Source organism: Cysteiniphilum halobium (assembly GCF_003574425.1).
Classification (GTDB): domain Bacteria; phylum Pseudomonadota; class Gammaproteobacteria; order Francisellales; family Francisellaceae; genus Caedibacter; species Caedibacter halobius.
The window spans coordinates 49,816-67,604 of the sequence record NZ_KZ984542.1 but is presented as its reverse complement, the minus strand read 5'-3'; the positions used below and the strand labels follow the sequence as shown (position 1 = coordinate 67,604).

General features: G+C 37.0%; 29 protein-coding genes. 4 read left to right on the top strand and 25 right to left on the bottom strand.

The window, feature by feature from the left end; translation table 11 throughout:
* On the top strand, positions 1–624 hold a 624-nt coding region (locus tag DNK85_RS01425), incomplete at its 5' end, for a hypothetical protein (protein WP_208123113.1).
* 27 nt (positions 625–651) lie between these two features.
* Entirely contained in the window at positions 652–858 is a 207-nt protein-coding gene (locus DNK85_RS01420; RefSeq protein ID WP_119327807.1) for a hypothetical protein, read from the top strand.
* An 88-nt stretch (positions 859–946) separates the two neighbouring features.
* On the opposite strand, the gene DNK85_RS01415 is transcribed toward DNK85_RS01420, so the two are convergent.
* The 5 genes from DNK85_RS01415 to DNK85_RS01395 all read right to left on the bottom strand — a co-directional run bounded on the left by DNK85_RS01415 (position 947) and on the right by DNK85_RS01395 (position 4,198).
* Positions 947–1,300 carry a hypothetical protein gene (locus tag DNK85_RS01415; protein ID WP_119327806.1) on the bottom strand — a complete coding sequence of 118 codons (354 nt, stop codon included), beginning with the start codon at positions 1,298–1,300 and terminating at the stop codon, positions 947–949.
* 80 nt (positions 1,301–1,380) lie between these two features.
* Positions 1,381–1,692, bottom strand: coding sequence for a hypothetical protein (locus DNK85_RS01410; protein ID WP_119327805.1), 312 nt, complete (start codon positions 1,690–1,692; stop codon positions 1,381–1,383).
* 116 nt (positions 1,693–1,808) lie between these two features.
* Entirely contained in the window at positions 1,809–3,383 is a 1,575-nt protein-coding gene (locus DNK85_RS01405) for a protelomerase family protein (RefSeq protein ID WP_119327804.1), read from the bottom strand.
* Positions 3,380–3,781, bottom strand: a complete 402-nt coding sequence (locus DNK85_RS01400; protein ID WP_119327803.1) for a hypothetical protein — start codon at positions 3,779–3,781, stop codon at positions 3,380–3,382. Before DNK85_RS01400 ends, DNK85_RS01405 begins: the two co-directional genes overlap by 4 nt.
* 177 nt (positions 3,782–3,958) lie before the next feature.
* Positions 3,959–4,198, bottom strand: a complete 240-nt coding sequence (locus DNK85_RS01395) for a hypothetical protein (RefSeq protein ID WP_119327802.1) — start codon at positions 4,196–4,198, stop codon at positions 3,959–3,961.
* A 1,090-nt stretch (positions 4,199–5,288) separates the two neighbouring features.
* On the opposite strand from DNK85_RS01395, the gene DNK85_RS01390 reads away from it, so the two are divergent.
* Both DNK85_RS01390 and DNK85_RS01385 read left to right on the top strand, forming a co-directional pair.
* Entirely contained in the window at positions 5,289–6,860 is a 1,572-nt protein-coding gene (locus DNK85_RS01390) for a protelomerase family protein (RefSeq protein ID WP_119327801.1), read from the top strand.
* Positions 6,850–7,686 carry a hypothetical protein gene (locus DNK85_RS01385; protein ID WP_162896457.1) on the top strand — a complete coding sequence of 279 codons (837 nt, stop codon included), beginning with the start codon at positions 6,850–6,852 and terminating at the stop codon, positions 7,684–7,686. Before DNK85_RS01390 ends, DNK85_RS01385 begins: the two co-directional genes overlap by 11 nt.
* A gap of 48 nt (positions 7,687–7,734) precedes the next feature.
* Here the strand turns inward: DNK85_RS01385 and DNK85_RS01380 are convergent, their stop codons facing one another.
* The 20 genes from DNK85_RS01380 to DNK85_RS01290 form a co-directional block, all read right to left on the bottom strand.
* The gene (locus tag DNK85_RS01380) at positions 7,735–8,697 is read right to left on the bottom strand and encodes an Rpn family recombination-promoting nuclease/putative transposase (RefSeq protein WP_119327799.1); all 963 of its coding nucleotides are present in this window, start codon (positions 8,695–8,697) and stop codon (positions 7,735–7,737) included.
* The gene (locus DNK85_RS11460) at positions 8,697–8,843 is read right to left on the bottom strand and encodes a hypothetical protein (RefSeq protein WP_162896456.1); all 147 of its coding nucleotides are present in this window, start codon (positions 8,841–8,843) and stop codon (positions 8,697–8,699) included. Before DNK85_RS11460 ends, DNK85_RS01380 begins: the two co-directional genes overlap by 1 nt.
* A gap of 112 nt (positions 8,844–8,955) precedes the next feature.
* Positions 8,956–9,141 carry a hypothetical protein gene (locus DNK85_RS01375; protein ID WP_119327798.1) on the bottom strand — a complete coding sequence of 62 codons (186 nt, stop codon included), beginning with the start codon at positions 9,139–9,141 and terminating at the stop codon, positions 8,956–8,958.
* A 55-nt stretch (positions 9,142–9,196) separates the two neighbouring features.
* On the bottom strand, positions 9,197–9,409 hold the full coding sequence (locus DNK85_RS01370; RefSeq protein WP_119327797.1) for a hypothetical protein: 213 nt from the start codon (positions 9,407–9,409) through the stop codon (positions 9,197–9,199).
* A gap of 136 nt (positions 9,410–9,545) precedes the next feature.
* Positions 9,546–9,860, bottom strand: a complete 315-nt coding sequence (locus DNK85_RS01365) for an HU family DNA-binding protein (RefSeq protein ID WP_119327796.1) — start codon at positions 9,858–9,860, stop codon at positions 9,546–9,548.
* A gap of 67 nt (positions 9,861–9,927) precedes the next feature.
* Positions 9,928–10,677 (bottom strand): prepilin peptidase, encoded by a 750-nt coding sequence (locus DNK85_RS01360; RefSeq protein ID WP_119327795.1) that lies wholly within the window; start codon positions 10,675–10,677, stop codon positions 9,928–9,930.
* 3 nt (positions 10,678–10,680) lie between these two features.
* Positions 10,681–11,217, bottom strand: a complete 537-nt coding sequence (locus DNK85_RS01355; RefSeq protein ID WP_119327794.1) for a CRISPR-associated protein Cas4 — start codon at positions 11,215–11,217, stop codon at positions 10,681–10,683.
* Positions 11,218–11,505 carry a CFI-box-CTERM domain-containing protein gene (locus DNK85_RS01350; protein WP_119327793.1) on the bottom strand — a complete coding sequence of 96 codons (288 nt, stop codon included), beginning with the start codon at positions 11,503–11,505 and terminating at the stop codon, positions 11,218–11,220.
* Between the two features lie 30 nt (positions 11,506–11,535).
* Positions 11,536–11,748 carry a topoisomerase DNA-binding C4 zinc finger domain-containing protein gene (locus DNK85_RS01345; RefSeq protein WP_268876817.1) on the bottom strand — a complete coding sequence of 71 codons (213 nt, stop codon included), beginning with the start codon at positions 11,746–11,748 and terminating at the stop codon, positions 11,536–11,538.
* 25 nt (positions 11,749–11,773) lie between these two features.
* Positions 11,774–12,637: a phage integrase N-terminal domain-containing protein gene (locus DNK85_RS01340; protein ID WP_162896455.1), complete on the bottom strand. Its 864-nt coding sequence runs from the start codon at positions 12,635–12,637 to the stop codon at positions 11,774–11,776.
* A 2-nt stretch (positions 12,638–12,639) separates the two neighbouring features.
* Positions 12,640–13,455, bottom strand: coding sequence for a phage integrase N-terminal domain-containing protein (locus DNK85_RS12610; protein WP_119327790.1), 816 nt, complete (start codon positions 13,453–13,455; stop codon positions 12,640–12,642).
* Between the two features lie 99 nt (positions 13,456–13,554).
* A complete protein-coding gene (locus DNK85_RS01330; protein ID WP_119327789.1) occupies positions 13,555–13,914 on the bottom strand; it encodes a hypothetical protein in 360 nt (119 codons plus the stop codon).
* Between the two features lie 58 nt (positions 13,915–13,972).
* Positions 13,973–14,278: a hypothetical protein gene (locus DNK85_RS01325; protein ID WP_119327788.1), complete on the bottom strand. Its 306-nt coding sequence runs from the start codon at positions 14,276–14,278 to the stop codon at positions 13,973–13,975.
* A gap of 86 nt (positions 14,279–14,364) precedes the next feature.
* Positions 14,365–14,697, bottom strand: a complete 333-nt coding sequence (locus tag DNK85_RS01320; protein ID WP_119327787.1) for a hypothetical protein — start codon at positions 14,695–14,697, stop codon at positions 14,365–14,367.
* Between the two features lie 82 nt (positions 14,698–14,779).
* A complete protein-coding gene (locus DNK85_RS01315) occupies positions 14,780–14,959 on the bottom strand; it encodes a hypothetical protein (protein WP_119327786.1) in 180 nt (59 codons plus the stop codon).
* 123 nt (positions 14,960–15,082) lie between these two features.
* Complete coding sequence (locus DNK85_RS01310; protein WP_119327785.1) at positions 15,083–15,430, bottom strand: hypothetical protein; 348 nt, start codon at positions 15,428–15,430, stop codon at positions 15,083–15,085.
* 92 nt (positions 15,431–15,522) lie between these two features.
* Positions 15,523–16,131: a hypothetical protein gene (locus tag DNK85_RS01305; protein ID WP_119327784.1), complete on the bottom strand. Its 609-nt coding sequence runs from the start codon at positions 16,129–16,131 to the stop codon at positions 15,523–15,525.
* A gap of 92 nt (positions 16,132–16,223) precedes the next feature.
* Positions 16,224–16,808 carry a hypothetical protein gene (locus DNK85_RS01300; RefSeq protein WP_119327783.1) on the bottom strand — a complete coding sequence of 195 codons (585 nt, stop codon included), beginning with the start codon at positions 16,806–16,808 and terminating at the stop codon, positions 16,224–16,226.
* 178 nt (positions 16,809–16,986) lie between these two features.
* A complete protein-coding gene (locus DNK85_RS11870) occupies positions 16,987–17,109 on the bottom strand; it encodes a hypothetical protein (protein ID WP_268876816.1) in 123 nt (40 codons plus the stop codon).
* Between the two features lie 104 nt (positions 17,110–17,213).
* Entirely contained in the window at positions 17,214–17,552 is a 339-nt protein-coding gene (locus DNK85_RS01290; RefSeq protein ID WP_119327781.1) for a hypothetical protein, read from the bottom strand.
* Positions 17,553–17,789 lie beyond the last annotated feature (237 nt).

The window sequence follows — 17,789 nt, the reverse complement described above, 5'->3', positions numbered from 1 at the left end:
TTTCTTCGTGTACAGAGGGATTTAACAATGAGTAAAATATTTATTTTTTTTAAACTGCCTAAAAAATTGTATAGACCGTTTATTTTGCTTTTAATTATTGTTTATGGATGGTTAATGTATTCATTTTGGACAAACGAAATAAAATCATCGAAAGAAAATCTAGAATTTCTTAGGAGTGGTGTTATTGTTAAAGTGATTGATACAACAGGAGTTGAAGCAAGGAGAGCAAAAGACATGCTAGGAATAGATGAAGAAATATTTAATACAATAAACCAATATCGAAATGGTGTGGATTATCGAGATTTTTTATTAGGTTTTGCAAAATCAGAATGTTTAAAAAAATTTGGTTTTGATACGGACTTGATAAACATGTCTTTCAATAGCTACACACATAAATTTGAGTTAAACCTAAAAGTATATGACGTTGATTTACTAAAGATTATACAGACAGATGAATATAAATCTTGTGTGCATGGTAGGATTGAGAAAGCAAAAAATGACTTCTTGTACATGTTGGTTTTGGGTGCTATTTTATTGTTTGTATATGCCATACTAATATCTTATTTTGTATTGCTATTTTTAGGCAAAATAACTATTTGGTTATTAGGTGGCTTTAACAGATAAGTTTATAATATTACAGGAGTTTTAAATATGGTTTCATCTGATAGTCCAGCATTTCCAGTAGAAAAGTTGTCAGACAATGATGGTTTGACTAAGAAAGAATATTTTGTGGGTTTAATACTGCAAGGTTTATTAAATAATGTAACTATTGGGCAAGGATTTAGTGCAAAATCTTATGATTTATATGTTGGTACGGCAATAGCTATTGCAGATAAATTGCTAGAAAAACTTGATTAGATTAATACACATAAACGGCAATATCTGGTCGAGTAAGCCAGAGGAACTAACTACAACATAGTGGCAGAGTTCTTTGTTAAAGTTATTTTCACTTATTTATAAATAGATTATCTATATGTTCACAATATCCGTCTCTTGTAGATATGATAATTTTATCTTTTTGTTCAACGCTATGGTAATGCATTTTCTTGGTATCATATAGTTGTGAATAGAAATATCCTACAGATTTAAAATTAGTTGTCATAACCCATGGTAAATTATCCATTGGTTTCGCAACAAATCCATTTATTTTTGACAGGTCATTATTAACTTCGATATTAAAATTAAGAGATTTATTTTCACCATTCTTATTTTCATAGCCTTCGCAGCGTAAAGTATATGCATAGCTGATATTGGCGATAACTATGCATATTATAAGCGTTCTAAATAAATAAGATGACATTTTATTTTTAAACCATTTCCAACACCTGTAATGATTATTATAGACTAAAATTTTAGTTGATTAAGGGCTAATTTTAATAGCTAAGATAGTTTGTTTGGTTCATCGGCAGTGCGTGACTGAAGATATTGAAAGTCATTTATAAGCTGTTCTTTTGATGGGTTAATTCTTAAACAATTATACTGTCTTGATTTTTCTCTGATGGACTTTATTTCTTCTTGGCATGATTTTAAGTATCCATCGTAATATTGGAGGGTATCATTTAATTTGCATTTATGAGCTTCAAACCAGTAGCTCATTGCATGATAAATTTGACTTCTTAAGTTGCCATTATTGATCACATTCCTTTCTAGCGTTAGATTTTCTATTTCAGATAATAAACTCTCAGAAGTCATAAGTTATTCATATTGTTGATTGTAATATAATCATTATAACACTGTTTGTAATGCAAACAAAATCAGTTAGATATTAACTTAAAATTACATCCATCTTTTAAATCAATCCCGAAAACCTATTTTTCACCATAAACCACAATATCCTTATAGCTTTGCACGGTTTCAATATCCCTTTCGGCATCGTGTCCTAAGTGTTTGGCTAGCTCAAAGTCATAAAAGTTATCTGATTCATTCGGCTTTGCTTGCTCGATCTCGTATTTCAGCATCGCAGCGTAGAGTTGGCGCATGGACTTTGGCAGTAGTTTAATAGTAACGGCAGGGTTACAAATCATCGCGACTTGATTATCACGCTGTGGCGTTAAGGCAGATCGTAATGGTGTGCCAGTAGATTTATCGAATTTTCGATAGTCGTCACCGTACACAGTAAAGTCTTTAATTTCGCGTAATACCTTGACGGCTTGGATGATTAAATGGCTATTGGTAAATACTTTAAATTCTATGGACTTGTTTTCTTTGTCATCATCGTTTTTTTGTTTTGCGATGCCTGTCATTTTCATAGTATGAGCGTTTACTATTTCAAAGTTACCAGTGACGCATACCTCATATAACCGTCTGCCAGTCATTAAGCAGATAGATAAGCAGAGCTTTGCCCACGATTGATAGCGAGAGGGCTGCATTTGATTAATCATTTCACTTTCGACATCGTCAAAGATTTGTTTTGCGTCTTTGATATTAAGTTTTAGGTGTGTTTTGCTGTTTTCCGTGGTGTTGCGTAGGGCAACCTTAGCCTTGTATTGGTTGTTTTTGTACTGCATGGCTTGCTCGTCTTTGAGTAGTGCCAAGTCGTTATGGACTATAGCGGCAAAATCTTCATCAAAGTTTTTAATGTATTTATTGATCCCGATTCTTGCACGGCTCATATACTCGTAACGTGTTGTTAGTTTTTCAATGTTGCTGATTCTTGTTTTAAGTGCGTTAATGGCGCGTTTCAGTTGTGCGATATAAACGCCATCAAGTTTTTTAGATTTTTGGTCAAAGTGATTATAGATATTGCTAATAATCTGGTTTGTGTGTTTGATCTCGACATTGATAGATATGCCAGACGCTTGCGGTGCTTCTGTTGATTCTTCGCCTACGCTGATCACAGCGTCAGTCACCCCCAATTCAGCAGATATTTTAGCAAGGGCTTGTTTGATAGTGTCTTGTGTTACGTAGCCGTACTCAAAAAATGCCTGATTAACTTTATATGAAGCGATTTGAAAGTGGGTTTTTCTCACCCCCACATCTTCAATTTTGTTTAATCGCGTGGCAAGGGCAGAAACTGAACGGTGAATGTATCGGTTAAAGCCTTTAATGGGTTCTTTTGCTTTAACGGCAGCATCAATTTTATCTGCCCACTTGCTCAACACCTCAATGGCGTGTTCAGTGGCGTTTTTAAGCTCGTAGGTGTCATCTTTAGGGTAATCGTAGGTAGTAGGCGCAAAGTAATGGCGAACGTAGTTTGTGAGCTTTTTACTGGCTTCGTCTTGTTCGACTTGCCCAAGGAAGCCAAGGGCTTTAATAATAGCTTGATTTAGTAGCTCGTAAGATTCAACACGATCAAATATTTCTTTTAGATAAGAACGATCTTTGAGTGCTTCGGCTGCGATCATTTTACCAAGGGCGGTGGGGGTTATGTTTTTGGTTGTCATTTTTCTAACTCTTTTTCAAATACAGGTGCGATTATATCGATCAAGCCCATGTTAGGCGGGAAACGGCTATAAAATTCGCTTTTGGTGTAGCAGAAGTTCCATTGCTTGCCGTGCTTGTTAAACATAGCGTCACGGGCTTGCATGACGTTCTCAGCGAAAATCATGACATAGCCACCCCCGTGGGTTGGGTGTGATGTGGTGAAGTCGATGCAGTAGGCGTTGAGTGCGACTTGCTTATGGTCTGCTGTTTCATACGCATTGCTTTGTAATATTTCTTTGGCTTGTTCTTCGGTGAAGTAGCCGAGTTCTGGGCTGTCTATAGTTACGTAACCGCGTTTGTTTTGCTTCCAGTAAAGGTTGCGTTTGATGTCTAGGATAATAGTGTTTGCGTTAGTCATAGTATATTCCTCTTAGCAAGACTCATCACAAGGTGAGTAGCCGCATGTTTCGCATTCAGTTGGTGAGTAGTAGCAAGCCTCGGCATGACCATCACATGTGGGTGCCCCGCAGTCTGGGCAGGTTCCGTTTATTTCGTCATCATTAAAATAATATCCATCACAGCCTAACATAGTTTATCACTCCTTTGGTTCGACTACTGTATAGCCTTTATCGTATTCTAAATAGTTAGCGATGAAGATCGGATCAATAGAGTTCAACATATCTCGATCTTCGAATACATCGACTGGTTTTTCGCCTAGTGCATCACCGATTTTTACGTCTAGGATTTCAAGTAGCTTTTTAGCAAGCCTCCACTCAAGGCTATTATCATGATTAACAATAGCGTTGATTAGTTCTAATTTTGTTTGATTGTCCATGTTGTTTGCTCCTTGATCGTGGTTGTTAGTTTGGGTTTTGCCTCACTTTCTAAATACCATTACACAAGGTAGCGGTAGAAAGTCAACAATAAAAAACAAAAAACATCAATTATTTTGCACAAGATAGCGGTAGAAAACTACATACGGCAGTATGAAATACAACCTAATTCTAGCGACTACAAAAATCAAACTGTGACTACACGGCAGCATTGAGCGCATAAAATAGACAGTTAATAAGGGCGATTTTAAGCCCTATAGCAAGCGCTATTTTGAGGGTAGGCAGATTATGCGTGAGGCGGTGAGCGCAGCGTGTGAAGCCTTACAGGGTATACAATAGGCTATACAGAACGCGAGCGGGCGAGTGTGCAAGTAACGTACCGTTTATAATAACCCCATAGACCCACTACATATTGCCATCACGAGGCGCAGGCTGTGAGGATAGCTAAGGCAGGGTGAAGTAAGAACGTGCAGCCACGGGCACGCTAGGCACCCCCGCAGGGCAGTATGGAGGGAGTGAGCACCGCACCGTGCGTAGCTGCGAAGCAGCGTAGCAAGGTAGCGGTAGCTCATGAGCTACCGNNCACGGTGCGGTGCTCACTCCAATACTGCCCTGCGGGGGTGTCTAGCATGCCATGGCTGCACGTTCTTGCTTTACCCTGCCTTAGCTCCTCTCACAGCCTACTCCTCGTGGTGGCAATATGTAATGGGGCTATGGGGGTGTTGTGATCGGTACGCATTCTTTACACTCACTCACTCGGGTTCTGTATGATCTTATGTATACCTTGTAAGGCTTAGCACGCTGCGCTCACTGCCTAGCACTGATCTTGCCCACCCTCAAAGTAGCGCTTGCTACAGGGCTTGAAATCGTCCTTACTAACTGTCTACTTTATGCGCTCAATACTGCCTTGTAGTTATGCTTTGATTTTTGTAGGTACGATATAGTGGTCGTATTTCAATCGTCAATCCGTAGTTTTTTTACCGCTATTCAAAGCAAAAAATCCGATGTTTTTAGCTATATTCCATTGACTTTTTACCGCTTCCTTATATAATGGCATTTAGAAAGTGAGGCAAAGCCAGCAAGGAATCGACCATGACACCTAAAAACATAACACCCACCGCCCTTGGTAAAATGATCGCAGCCGAAGCACTCAAAGATCGTTCTTATCTTAAAGAAATATTTGATAGCGTTGAATCCCGCGAACTGCTAGATCAAGGCATCATTAAAGCTTTAGGATTCCTCGGACAAGTCGAACAAGACGAAGCCAGTAAAAAGCTCACAAGCTACGTTCGCCATTACTTTGCGCCTACTACCTACGATTACCCTAAAGATGACACCTACGAGCTTAAAAACGCCACTGAACACACCATTGAGGTGCTGACCAAGTGGGCTGACAAGATCGATACAGCCGTCAAAGCTAAAGAACCCATTAAAGGTTTCAATCGTTTTATACATCGCTCGGTTGCAGCACTCGCCACAAGATTAAACAAAATTGAAGATGTGGGGGTGAGAAAAGCACACTTTCAAATCGCTTCATATAAAATCAATCAAGCGTTCTTTGAATACGGCTACGTAACACAAGATACCATTAAACAAGCCCTTGCTAAAATATCGGCTGAGTTGGGGGTGACTGACGCTATTATCAGCGTTGGCGAAGGATCAATTAGCACTCCGCAAGCGTCTGGTGTATCTATCCATGTCGAGATCAAGCACACCAACCAGATCATTAGTAATATCTATAATCACTTTGACCAGAAAACCAAAAAGATTGATGGCGTCTATGTCGCCCAACTTAAACGTGCCATTAACGCACTTAAAACAAGAATTAGCACCATTGAAAAACAAGCCACTCGATACCACTATATGAGCCTAGCAAGAATCGGCATCTCTAAATACATCAAAGGCTTTGATGAAGATTTTGCCGCTCTTGTACATAACGATATTGCCCTGCTCAAAGATGAGCAAGCCATGCAATACAAAAATAATCAATACAAGGCTAAGGTTGCTCTACGCAATACCACTGAAAATAGTAAAACGCATCTAAAACTTAATATCAAAGATGCAAAGAAAATCTTTGACGATGTCGAAAGTGAAATGATTAATCAAATGCAGCCCTCTCGCTATCAGTCATGGGCAAAGCTATGCCTATCTATCTGCTTAATGACTGGCAGACGCTTATATGAGGTATGCGTCACTGGTAACTTTGAAATAGTAAACGCCTACACCATGAAAATGACAGGCATCGCAAAACAAAAAAACGATGATGACAAAGAAAACAAGTCTATAGAATTTAAAGTATTTACCAATAGCCATTTAATCATCCAATCCGTCAAGGTATTACGCGAAATTAAAGACTTTACTGTGTACGGTGACGACTATCGAAAATTCGATAAATCTACTGGCACACCATTACGATCTGCCTTAACGCCACAGCGTGATAATCAAGTCGCTATGATTTGCAACCCTGCCGTTACCATTAAACTACTGCCTAAATCCATGCGCCAACTGTATGCTGCAATGCTGAAATATCAGATCGAACAAGCAAAGCCGAATGAATCAGATAACTTTTACGACTTTGAACTTGCCAAGCACCTTGGACACGATGCCGAAAGGGATATTGAAACAGTGCAAAGCTATAAAGATATTGTGGTTTATGGGGAGTAAAATGACATGTTCATCTGATCAGCAATGTTGTTTTTGTGGATCTGCTTATTCAAAGCTAGCAAAAGCACATATCATTCCAAAATCCTTGTATGGCGATCTTATCACTGATACTAAGGATCCCATGTATCTTGTTTCCAACAACAAGCGTCCCAAGCGATCTCTTATAGGAGTATACGATGAGAATATATTGTGCAAAACATGTGATTCAATGATTGGTAAACTAGATCAGTTCTTGGTTGAGTCCATTAGAAATTTTAATGTACAAGAACCGCTAAGTAAATTTAAAGACGAATATGGCACCACAATAGCTGAAGTGCATACTATCAATAATAGTAGAAAACTTATGGTTGCTATTATCTCAGTTATCTGGAGAACACATATTAGCAAAATAGAAACTTTTTCAACCATAAACCTAGGAAATGAATATGGGGACTTGGCGAAAAATATAATTGCGCAATCACTATCCATGCCACAACAGGATTTTTCTGATAACTCTGACTCTTCTGACCGCTCATTAATATTTGAAGCAATTATTGAAAAATATTATAACGCCAATGACATTGTCATGTTTCCACAAAAATTAATCAAATCTATTGGTGCTCAGAACCTTACATTCTATACATTCAGTTTAATGAAACATCGAATTCATTTGAAAGTAAGCAATCAAAAACTAAAAAATGAAACATTGAAGGCTATCTCACTTAATACGATAAAGGATAAAAACATTTACATCATTGTCGATTATTTTAACAATTCACCAGTAGCTAGAAACTTCATTAAAATGGTCAAAAATAATGAGTATCTCATTGATCATTTTCGAAAATAATATCAATGCGTAACACGTATCAAGGAAAGCCACAAGCTAAACTCAAAACTAATGCTTACTGCCGTTTAACTCGTCCGCTAGGGCGGTTACTTCTTCCATTGTTAAATTATTAAGCTCTGCCACTTCTTTAGCGTCATAGCCCCTTAAAAGCATATTGCGAGCCGTGGCTAGGGCTTTTTCTTGTAGCCCCTCGGCTTTACCCTCGGCTTTACCTAAAAGCACGCCCTGCAATCTTGCTTCATCTTGCCAACGCTGTAGTATACTCATAAGCTCACCACCTGTTTTATTGTCTATTACTTTTATTAAACGCCCTATACTTTCAGGGTCTTTATTCTTTCTTGTCTCTACATAAGATAATACAACATTTAAGAAATCTACGCCACCACTCAAGAAATAATAAACAAATTGAGGGTGCTGCTCGATGAAGTCTATTAACTTCTCGGCAAAATCTTCATCACGTGCATGTCTTAGCAAATATTCAAAGTACAATGTAGGCGGTAACTTCGCTATATCCTCATCTTTTGTTACCGTCAAATCAATTAAATTGAACGGCTTAAATGCGCATTGCTTGGCAAGCTCAACATCTGCAAAACAATCTAACAAATCATTACTAAAAGGATAAGGCGATTTTTCACCATGGTAAATTACACAGGGCAGAATGATTGGTAGCTTTTTATTACCTTGAGCCAAGTGCATTTGCATTATTTGCACGCTGTACTCTAGTAACCTAAATGACATCATTTTATCGGGCGTTGACTGTGGCTCATACAAAAAATAAATATAACCGTCACTGTCTTTGATCTTGCAAGAATAAAGCACATCACAAGCAATATGCCGCAAATCTTTTTGGATAAAATCAGTTTGTCTATTTTGAAAGCTATCAAAATCGATCAATGCCACAATCTCTTTTGAATAATGATTTTTAGTCAATTCCTTAGCTCTATCAGCATTAGCAAGGTTTGCCTTTGTAAATGCGTCATGTGGTGTTGCTATTTTGTTGTTGCTTTTCATTATTTCCCTAAAGCATTCGCATTATCTAAATGTAATATATCACTTATTTTAACATTAAGCGTCTGTGCCACAATAGACAAAGGCGCACCTGATCTTAACATTTCCTGAATCTCTTTAAGCTTGCAACAACATATTTTTACATTCATTTATGCCACCTTGTTATGCTTTATTTTTCCTAAATTATCCGCAATATAGTTAAGCTCAACACTTAGTGCAACCATTCGTTGCTGAATATCGATTATTGAAGCATCTATGCTGTTATTTTCCTTTACCGCTGCTTTGTATTACTTTCTTCTTTAAACTTAATACATCACCACTAACGCCTTTTACTGCGCTGTTTGACTGATAAACTGGCTCATAACTCTTTTTTGACTTCTGGACTATCAAATAGCATGACTGCTGGTGCAGGTTGGTTTTTTTAGTTACTATTGCGCTATTAGTCATTTTTCATAACTCCATTACTATTGAATTTACTTGATTGTTTTCTTAGGGACTTGGCTTATTTGTTGTCGTTATCTTCTGCACGTTTTAGCAGCTTGTTAAACGACTTCTGTGCTCTAATACTTGCCTTGAGAAAATCAGCGTAAACTTGTTCGTCCTTGGTGCCTTTGACTAATTCATAGCTTGAGCGGGCTGCGCTGTTTAAAGCATCTAGGTCATCGGCTATGCTAGATTCTTGATTTTGTGGATTGACTTTTTTTTGAGTTGTCATTAGTATTTACTCCGTTCAATTAGAAAGCTCGATGTTCAAAATTTCCACGCTATGACATCGGGCTTTTTATTTATAATTCGGTCAAATCGACCGTTCCATTTATGCCTTTTCGGGCATTTGTTTACTATATTAAATATCACTTCCCATTAGCTGCATCTTTCAACAACTTCCCTGCTGAGAATTTAGGCGACTTAGACGCTTTAATTTTCATCTTCTCACCTGTCTTAGGATTGCGACCATCACGTGCTGAGCGATGGCTCACTTCAAACTTACCAAAGCCAGTAAAACTAACCGCATCGCCATTTTTAATAATATCAGTCACTGACGCAATGAAAGCATCAACAAATTTATGTGCGTCTGCTTTTGTTGATCCTGCTTTCTCAGCAACTAAGGCTTCAAATTCGCCTTTGTTATGTATTTTTAATTCTTTTTTCTCTGCTTTCTTTGTCATTCTTATAGCTCCGTTACTGTTAATATTCAGTAAAAATATACCGCAAATCCTTTAAATACAACGATAATCACGCCAAATATAGACAATTATGTACAAAAACATAATAAATGAGCCAACCAACCGCTAAACAAACACCAAAAGGCATGACTTTAACCTCTTTTCCAAACAACTTCATAAGCATACTAAAAGCAATCCCTACCAATGCTGCAAACAACGCTACACAAGGCAGTGACCACACTCCAAACCATGCTCCTATCGCTGCTAAAAGCTTAAAATCACCATAGCCTAAGCCGTCTTTGCCAGTGAATATTTTAAACGCATAGTACAAAATCCATAATGCTAGATAGCCTATCATGGCACCCATGACCGCCATTTTAAGCGGCACTATCCAACCATTAAGATTTAAAGCCAAACCAAGCCATAACAATGGCAGCGTCACTACATCTGGCAAGATATAATGATTAAAGTCAATGACCGCCAACCCAAGAAGCACCACGCCAAAAAAATAGCACATAATGGCATGCCATACCTCAGTGCCAACATAATGGTAAATCAATAGCGCATACAGGATCAAAATCACATCAATAGCTAAGGCTTGCCAGTTAGTTTTAAATCTAAAAAACAATCGCAATATTCCTGATAATGGCACAATTATTCTGAATAGTGGCTTAGTTGGTAACTTTTTTTGTACTGGTGCCAGTATGTCATGTGCTTCAACTTCTTTGTCATAGAAAAACTTTGCAGGAATATAGTTGGTCAATGAATTTAATGCGCTGCTTGATATGAGTAACAGAAAAACAAATAATATAGTCATCATCTGCTACGCTCTACAGCTTTGCCTATAACCACAATTCGCACATGGTGACGATGCAGTATCTACCATTGGCTCAAAACCATTCTTAATATTCCCAACCGCAGCATGATAGTCTTTTATTTCATTATACAACCGCCAATCATCAAATAATGCAATCTCTCGATACTCTACTAGCGTGTAAATAATCGCTTTTCTTAATGATGGATACTCCCTACGGACAGCTAATGCTGCTGCATAAACTTGCATTTTATCTGTGTATTTTACTTTGCCTCTACGTGCCTTATATTCTATCAAATACAACTGACCATCTATCTCATATAGATAATCAGGTTTGGCTGCAATTTTATACTTGTAGCTTTTGAATGATTTATCATATTTACCACCTTTATCACAATATAGCTGTTTAAACGATTTTGCATTTTGAAAAATTTTTAAACATTTTTCAGGGTGCGTCCTATCCTTACCGCCCTTATATCCTTGGCTCTTTGGATAAACAAATAAAGCGTAAAGGATAAAACCGACAATAACAACAAACCAAAACATCTATATCCCTCTCTTAACAATATACTTAACAAACCAATCGACTAAGTGCTTGCTTGCAATGCGAAATACTTTAGAACGACCAAAATATTTAATCAGCAATGGGCTTGCTTTGTAATATAAGTTAACAAAAGCACTCCCTATGCTCGTCTCTAATAGCTTAGTATCTCTATAATCTCTCAGTAAATTTGTTATTTCATGATCAGCACCATACAAATAAGTTGCTATGTAACAATTACTGTTTCTCTGCCCACTGTATCGAACATTATCAGAAGCTGCCAGCTTATGCATCTGCGTTCCTTGAGCAAGTCTATCGTTGGCTTATCTTGATCTCTCAAAACCTTGTTTAGCCAAATAAAGACTCATTGGGCAAAAGGCTACTTCTCCTATTTCTGAGGCTGATACCCATACATCTTCAGGTGAAGCGATAGATTCAGTGTATCTACATTTTGGAAAATTTGAACAACCAAGAAAAAACTCACCTTTGCGTGATTTTCTTTCTTTCAATACTCCATTACATTTTTTGCAATTCAAAACAATCAATCCTTAATTAACTATATTACCATTTCCCAATATAACTTCCCAAAATCTCAGGTCGTGAATGACCCAACTCTTGCGATACAATCTCTTTTGCCGTCAAATCTGCACTTTGCTTTTCTTCATCTATTATCACCTTTTCATCGCTAATAATTGGACTTGGCAAGCCACTTAACTCACTATAACGCCTTTGTGCATAAGCATGACGCAAACCATGCAAGTTTGACCAACCTTGCTTTTCTACCTCGCGATCGTATTTGTCGCGCTGCTGCTTATATGTCTTATGCACTGGAATCAGTGAGCCAGTTTTCGCAATCTCTTTTGCCTTGTCTAACCAATAACGCTGATCTTCTGTCTTAATCGGAATATAACGCTCAACATTGCCTTTTGTCCATGATGATTTAAGCCATAGACGCTTGCCTTTGTCTGCTTGCCTTGGTTTTATTTTAAGGCATTCCTCTCTTCGCAAACCAAAATGCCGTTGAAGCTCCATCGAGCAACGTAAATATTCATCGCTGACCACACTTAAATCAATTTCATCAATCGCTTTGTTTTCCTCTAACACATAGCTACGGTTAGCAATACCCAGTGTATCATTATCTGGCAAATCTTTCTCATTGAACAACCGATAGATAAAACGCAAATCACTCATGAAGTTTTTAATCCGTCCTGCGCTTAATTCTCTAGCTTGCCAGTGCGCCACTAATTTATAGACGTGCCTTGGCTCTATACATGCGATATTTTGGACTTTATAGCCTATCTCGTGCAAATCTATACCTATTCGCATTAAACGCGATAGGCGCTCGTATTTAGTCGCATACGATAGATTATTGCCATACTTGTTCATCACTTGATGAATGGTATGCTTTAAATGTCGATATGCCATTGTCATAATAATCCCTGCTCCATCATTTGATTGGTCTTATAGCCTAATTCTTCTCTCAATATTCGCTTTGATGTCCGTTGATCTTTGGTTTTCATTAATTGCGCTAATCTATTCGCTGCATAGAATTGCCTAAAAGGATGGGTGTGGTCAATGTCACAATCGTAAAGCTCGGCATGGTACAAACTGGCAATCAATGTCTCAGGCATTTTTTCAATCAATGATCGATGCTTGCCTAATATGTCATAACGATAAGCAATAACCTCGCGTTGCTGCTTGGTTTTAATCGGGATAAAACGGTCTTTGCCATTTGACGCTATCGCACGTGATACCACTAAATCATCGTCTTGTATTGCGGTTGGCAAAATAATACGCATTGACTCGCCTTTGGTTAAGCCAAAATATAACTGAAACGCTAAAACGGTCTTTGTAATTGGATGATGGACATAGTTTAGAACATCGTCACCTTGTGATTTTTGGATTTTCTTGTTTTTTTTGCTTTCTTTTTCTTCATAGCCTAAGCCTAATTCCTGATTAGACGGTACCTCAACATTAAAAGCATTCTTTAAAAAGTGGCGCAATATACCCACACGACTAACTATCGTATTTTTAGATAGGTTGGCTTGCTGCCAACGCTGAATTAAACACTCAACTTGATTGAGTTTTATGTGTGAAAATGATTGCGGCAATATGCCTAAAGAGGATAATTCTGAAATAATAAGATTTAAAACGCTCTTGCGCTTTACTTTGGAAACAGGCGATCCTGTCCGATAACTGTTTAAAAAAACATTGATTTCTTTGGTTAAATTTATACGTGTCATGTTCAATCAAACCTTGATCGTTAAGTGTTAATACATTGACCTCTATATAAGAGCGTCTCCATTATTCGGATAATAATGCATTAAATTGTGGTTGTGATTTTACGCTAATTTCTCAATAAGCCGTGACACTAAATTATCGACACTTTCATCTGACAACGCTTCGTTGACGAGACGCTTAAAAGATGGCTTGAAGCCTGTGGCTTCTTCAATTTTTACCTGTGCCTTATTAATGCGCTTAAATGATTCATCGGTTAAGAGATACTCTTTCTCGACTTTGGGCTTATTGTTTTTGCTGTTTTTATTCTTAACAGCAGCTTTATTTGTTTTATTGGTTTGTTTCGCTGTATTGTCTTGGTTGGCAACGTATGGCTCAGACTTAACTGGCTCAACACTCACCGCACCAACTGCTTCTGATTCTTTTGAATCTTCTACATCTACAGCAACCGCTTCATGATTCATAACTTATATCTCCTTTAGGTTAAGTAGCCATCAATGACGGCTACTAAGTTATGCTAGGCTAAACGCAAAGTCGTCTAAGATAAGGCAATATTGAGATAATCCCGCTATTGTCTTGATGCTTAATGTGGCTTTGGTTTATTTCGGTATTGTTACTGCGCTTCATCGCTTCACGATCGCTTAAAACGATCTGTGTTGTACGTAACGCCAATACTTTACCAAGATATTTTTTATCCTTATGTAGTAATTCCTTTATAACGTTGTTATCGGTTACATCGGCATTGACTAGATCGTCTGAAATTCTATTAATTGTTGCTAAAGCATGTTTAAGTTGTTGAGTGATGCTAAGTGCTTGTTGTTCGCTCATTGTTATTCTCCGTTTCTTGAAATGAAAAAAGGGAATAACAATGCCCCTGTAGGGAGTAAAGTTACTCCCTGTTGGGGTTTGGTTAATTAAGCTGCATCTTCAATAAAAAGATGCACTCTATTTTGATAAAACTCTGTCATATTACCTGCTATATCAATGGCTGCTGCATAACGGTTCTCTTTGTAAAATTCACAAAGTTTCTTGATTTCACTATTATACTCTTCAGTATTTTCACACTGTATAGTAGTTTCGTCACCCTCTGCATAAGTAACAATAGTCATCGTTTTCTTATTGACCCATACTCCAAAGTACCAAGCGTCTTGATCTGTATCAAATTGCTCATAATCTCCATTGAAACACAGCTTGTCATCATAATAATAACGATCACCGTTTTCGACAAAATTTTCTGTTTTTTTCATTGTTATATCTCCTATTAATTCAAGGGAGACAAACAACGCCCCTAGCGGGAGATAGTTAGTCTCCCTGTTTAGGGTGAGTTATTTATTTGATAAAGTAACCGCAAAGGTCATCGAAAAAATGCTGAATCCGTAAAGATGAACAAATCACCTTTAAATCAAATTCTTTATGATGGCGTTCTAAAATCTGCCAACCTTGCATTAACTCGGTATACTTTACGTAAGCTTTTCTAATGGCTTTTTTACTTTGTTTGTTTAAGTTCATAATGTTTCTCCGTTTTTAGTTTTTTAGTTGTAATAACAAAAAAAGGGAAACACTACGACCCTGCAAGGGAGTAATATTTCCCTTGCGTTGGGTTGAGTTTTTTGAGCTAAATTGAGATAAAAGTTATTTAAGACCGAAATAGACAGCAATAGCTACAGATATAAAACCAACTAAAATAGTTGATCCCAATGTACCCGCAACTACCCACGCGTCTTTCTTATGTTTTCTTAAAACATCGTCAAACTCGCGCCTTTGTTCTTTACGAAAAGCTTCAAACTTAGCATCGCTTTTGTCAAAAACTTCTCTAACAGTCTCTGCCATCATTTTATCAATCTCCTTTACTGAATATACATTGTCATGTTCTTGGTTTGAAATCTGTTGAACTAACGTCTCCGCTACGTTCCTTTCTAAACCTTGATCAATCAATGCATTTACAGTCTCAATTGTAGCATAATTCAATTTAACAGTCATTTAGATTGCTTCCTTGTGGTTGATATACAAATCACACAGGAAACAATCCACCATACAGGGATTATTCCCTGCATGGGCTGTTGTTATTTCTTCTATTTGTTTTGATTACTCATGTTGGCGACAAATCCTAAAATCCCACCGACACACGTTAATAATGCACCAATGATGAATATAAGCTTCTTGCTGTTATTCTTTTCAGATATTTCAGCAAGCTGTTGCTCAAATCCACTAGGACTATTTGCCACTACATGACCGCCTACTTCTTGTTTTTTGCCTAACAAGCTATGTGCAAACTCTTTTTTGAAGTCTGGTAGCTGATAGGCTGAAAAATCAGGCACATCAAATTCTTTATGTACTCTTGGCACAATCATTAAGTATTGCTCCAATAAGCCAACCTTAAAGCCTTTACGTCTATAATGCGCTTTCACGTGGTTATAGACTTTATTAGCATAGGTTACGTTGCCGCAGTTAATGAACTCACCTTTAAGCGAGACTTTAACGTGCGATAAATCTTTTGGGTCAATATCTGTCACTGAATCAATGACATCAACTAGATCAAAAGTATTTATCACTGCAACATTATTAGCTTTGGTACTTTTACTATTTTTCTGATTTGACTTAACACCTTGCCCAGACTGAGCTGTTTTAGATGTGTTCGCCTTACCAAGAACTGTAAATTGATTTTTATTAAACGTAGTCATTCTATTTCTCCTTTTATTGATTTTAAAAAACAAAAAAGGGAAACAAAATGCACCCCTTACGGGAAGACAAATGCTTCCCTTGTTGGGATGGTTTAATTTATTTCTAGTGATCGCAATGCTCGGCTAATCTTTATCTGATCAACCGTAGGCAAGCAATCAAAGTCTTTGATGTCAAACGTCAAAACAGGTGACACATATTTCAAGTGCATAAGCAATGATAATATCGTGCCATCGTTAGCGTTTAACTCGTTCTTTATATATGCTTTTAATGAATTGTTAAGCATCTTTTCGGACAGACTTAAAAACGTGCCTTGCTGAATCTTTTTGACCTTTAAAGCAATTGCTTGTTCAAAAAAATCAGACTGATCGGCTCTGATCTGCCACGGTGTCATTTTCTTTTCTAAGTAAGCTGTTAAAACTTCATCGTCCGTCGACTTATTTTGATGAAAGTTTAGCTCATCAAAATTGAAATTTAACTTAAAGTTTAATCGTGGAAGATAGCGGATAATATCCGAATAGCTTTCACAAATTAAATCAATAAATTTAATCAGCATACTTTGAATTAAACGTGTATCACTTAATGATAATTCTTCACTTATTTTTGAAGCCTTAATCATCACAGCATAACGAATCATGCCTAGTGTTTTTTCGTCTAATTCTTTCGTTTTCATTGTCATTGTATTCTCCTTAATTATCGAAATAAAAAAGGGAATACAACCACCCCAATAGGGAGCTATACTCCCCTTTATGGGATGGGCTATCTTTAAAAGATAGTGACTAATTCGTTTTCTTCTTTTTTGTGATCAACCAAAATCTATCGTAACTATTTAACTTGTGTTTAACACAATGGCTATGTTAAATAATCATGATTAACAGCATATTAATCTTCGACCATATTACTTCTGCATTTTCATTTTCACCTGCTGTTACTAAATCAAATACATCACTAATAAAGCTTAGAGTTTTTAACTCCGTCAAAACCTTAACGCTCCCCGAATTTTCACCTGCTGTTACTGATCGAGTTTTCCGAATATTGCTTACATCTTTCACCTGCTGTTACTAAATGCTATCCGAAACATAAATCATAAATATTCTGCTCTTCTTTCACCTGCTGTTACTAAAAGATATTTATAATTTATGCCATAGATATTTAACCATTCATTTTCACCTGCTGTTACTGAGAATAGTAAATAACTATTTACGCTATTTGGTTTCAATTTCTTAGTTACATTTCCTATCGTTTCACTTGTTGTTACTCCTACAAAAACATAACTTGCACATGCCACATTCAGAAATATGCATGCTTCTTTTAACGTCACATGGACAAAGACGCTTTGTAAGCGTTTCGCTGCTTTACAGCTCGTCAGCTTGTCTTTGTGACGACTACTATTTTCAAAAATTAAATTTTTGTTGTAAAGCACTATTTACGGCAAAATATTTTATATAATCTTTTGAAAGAATATTATTTATAGATGTAATCTTTATTTTAAAGGATTTATAGAAAGCAAGACTTCTCCAGTCACTATTGTTCTTGGGTCTCGTCAGCAGATAAAAATTCACCACCATAATTTAGCGTTTTGCATAACTTATGATCTGTCATGCTTACAGTTACCAGTTGATAACAACACTAAATGGTGGATTATTTGAGAGTGAATTTA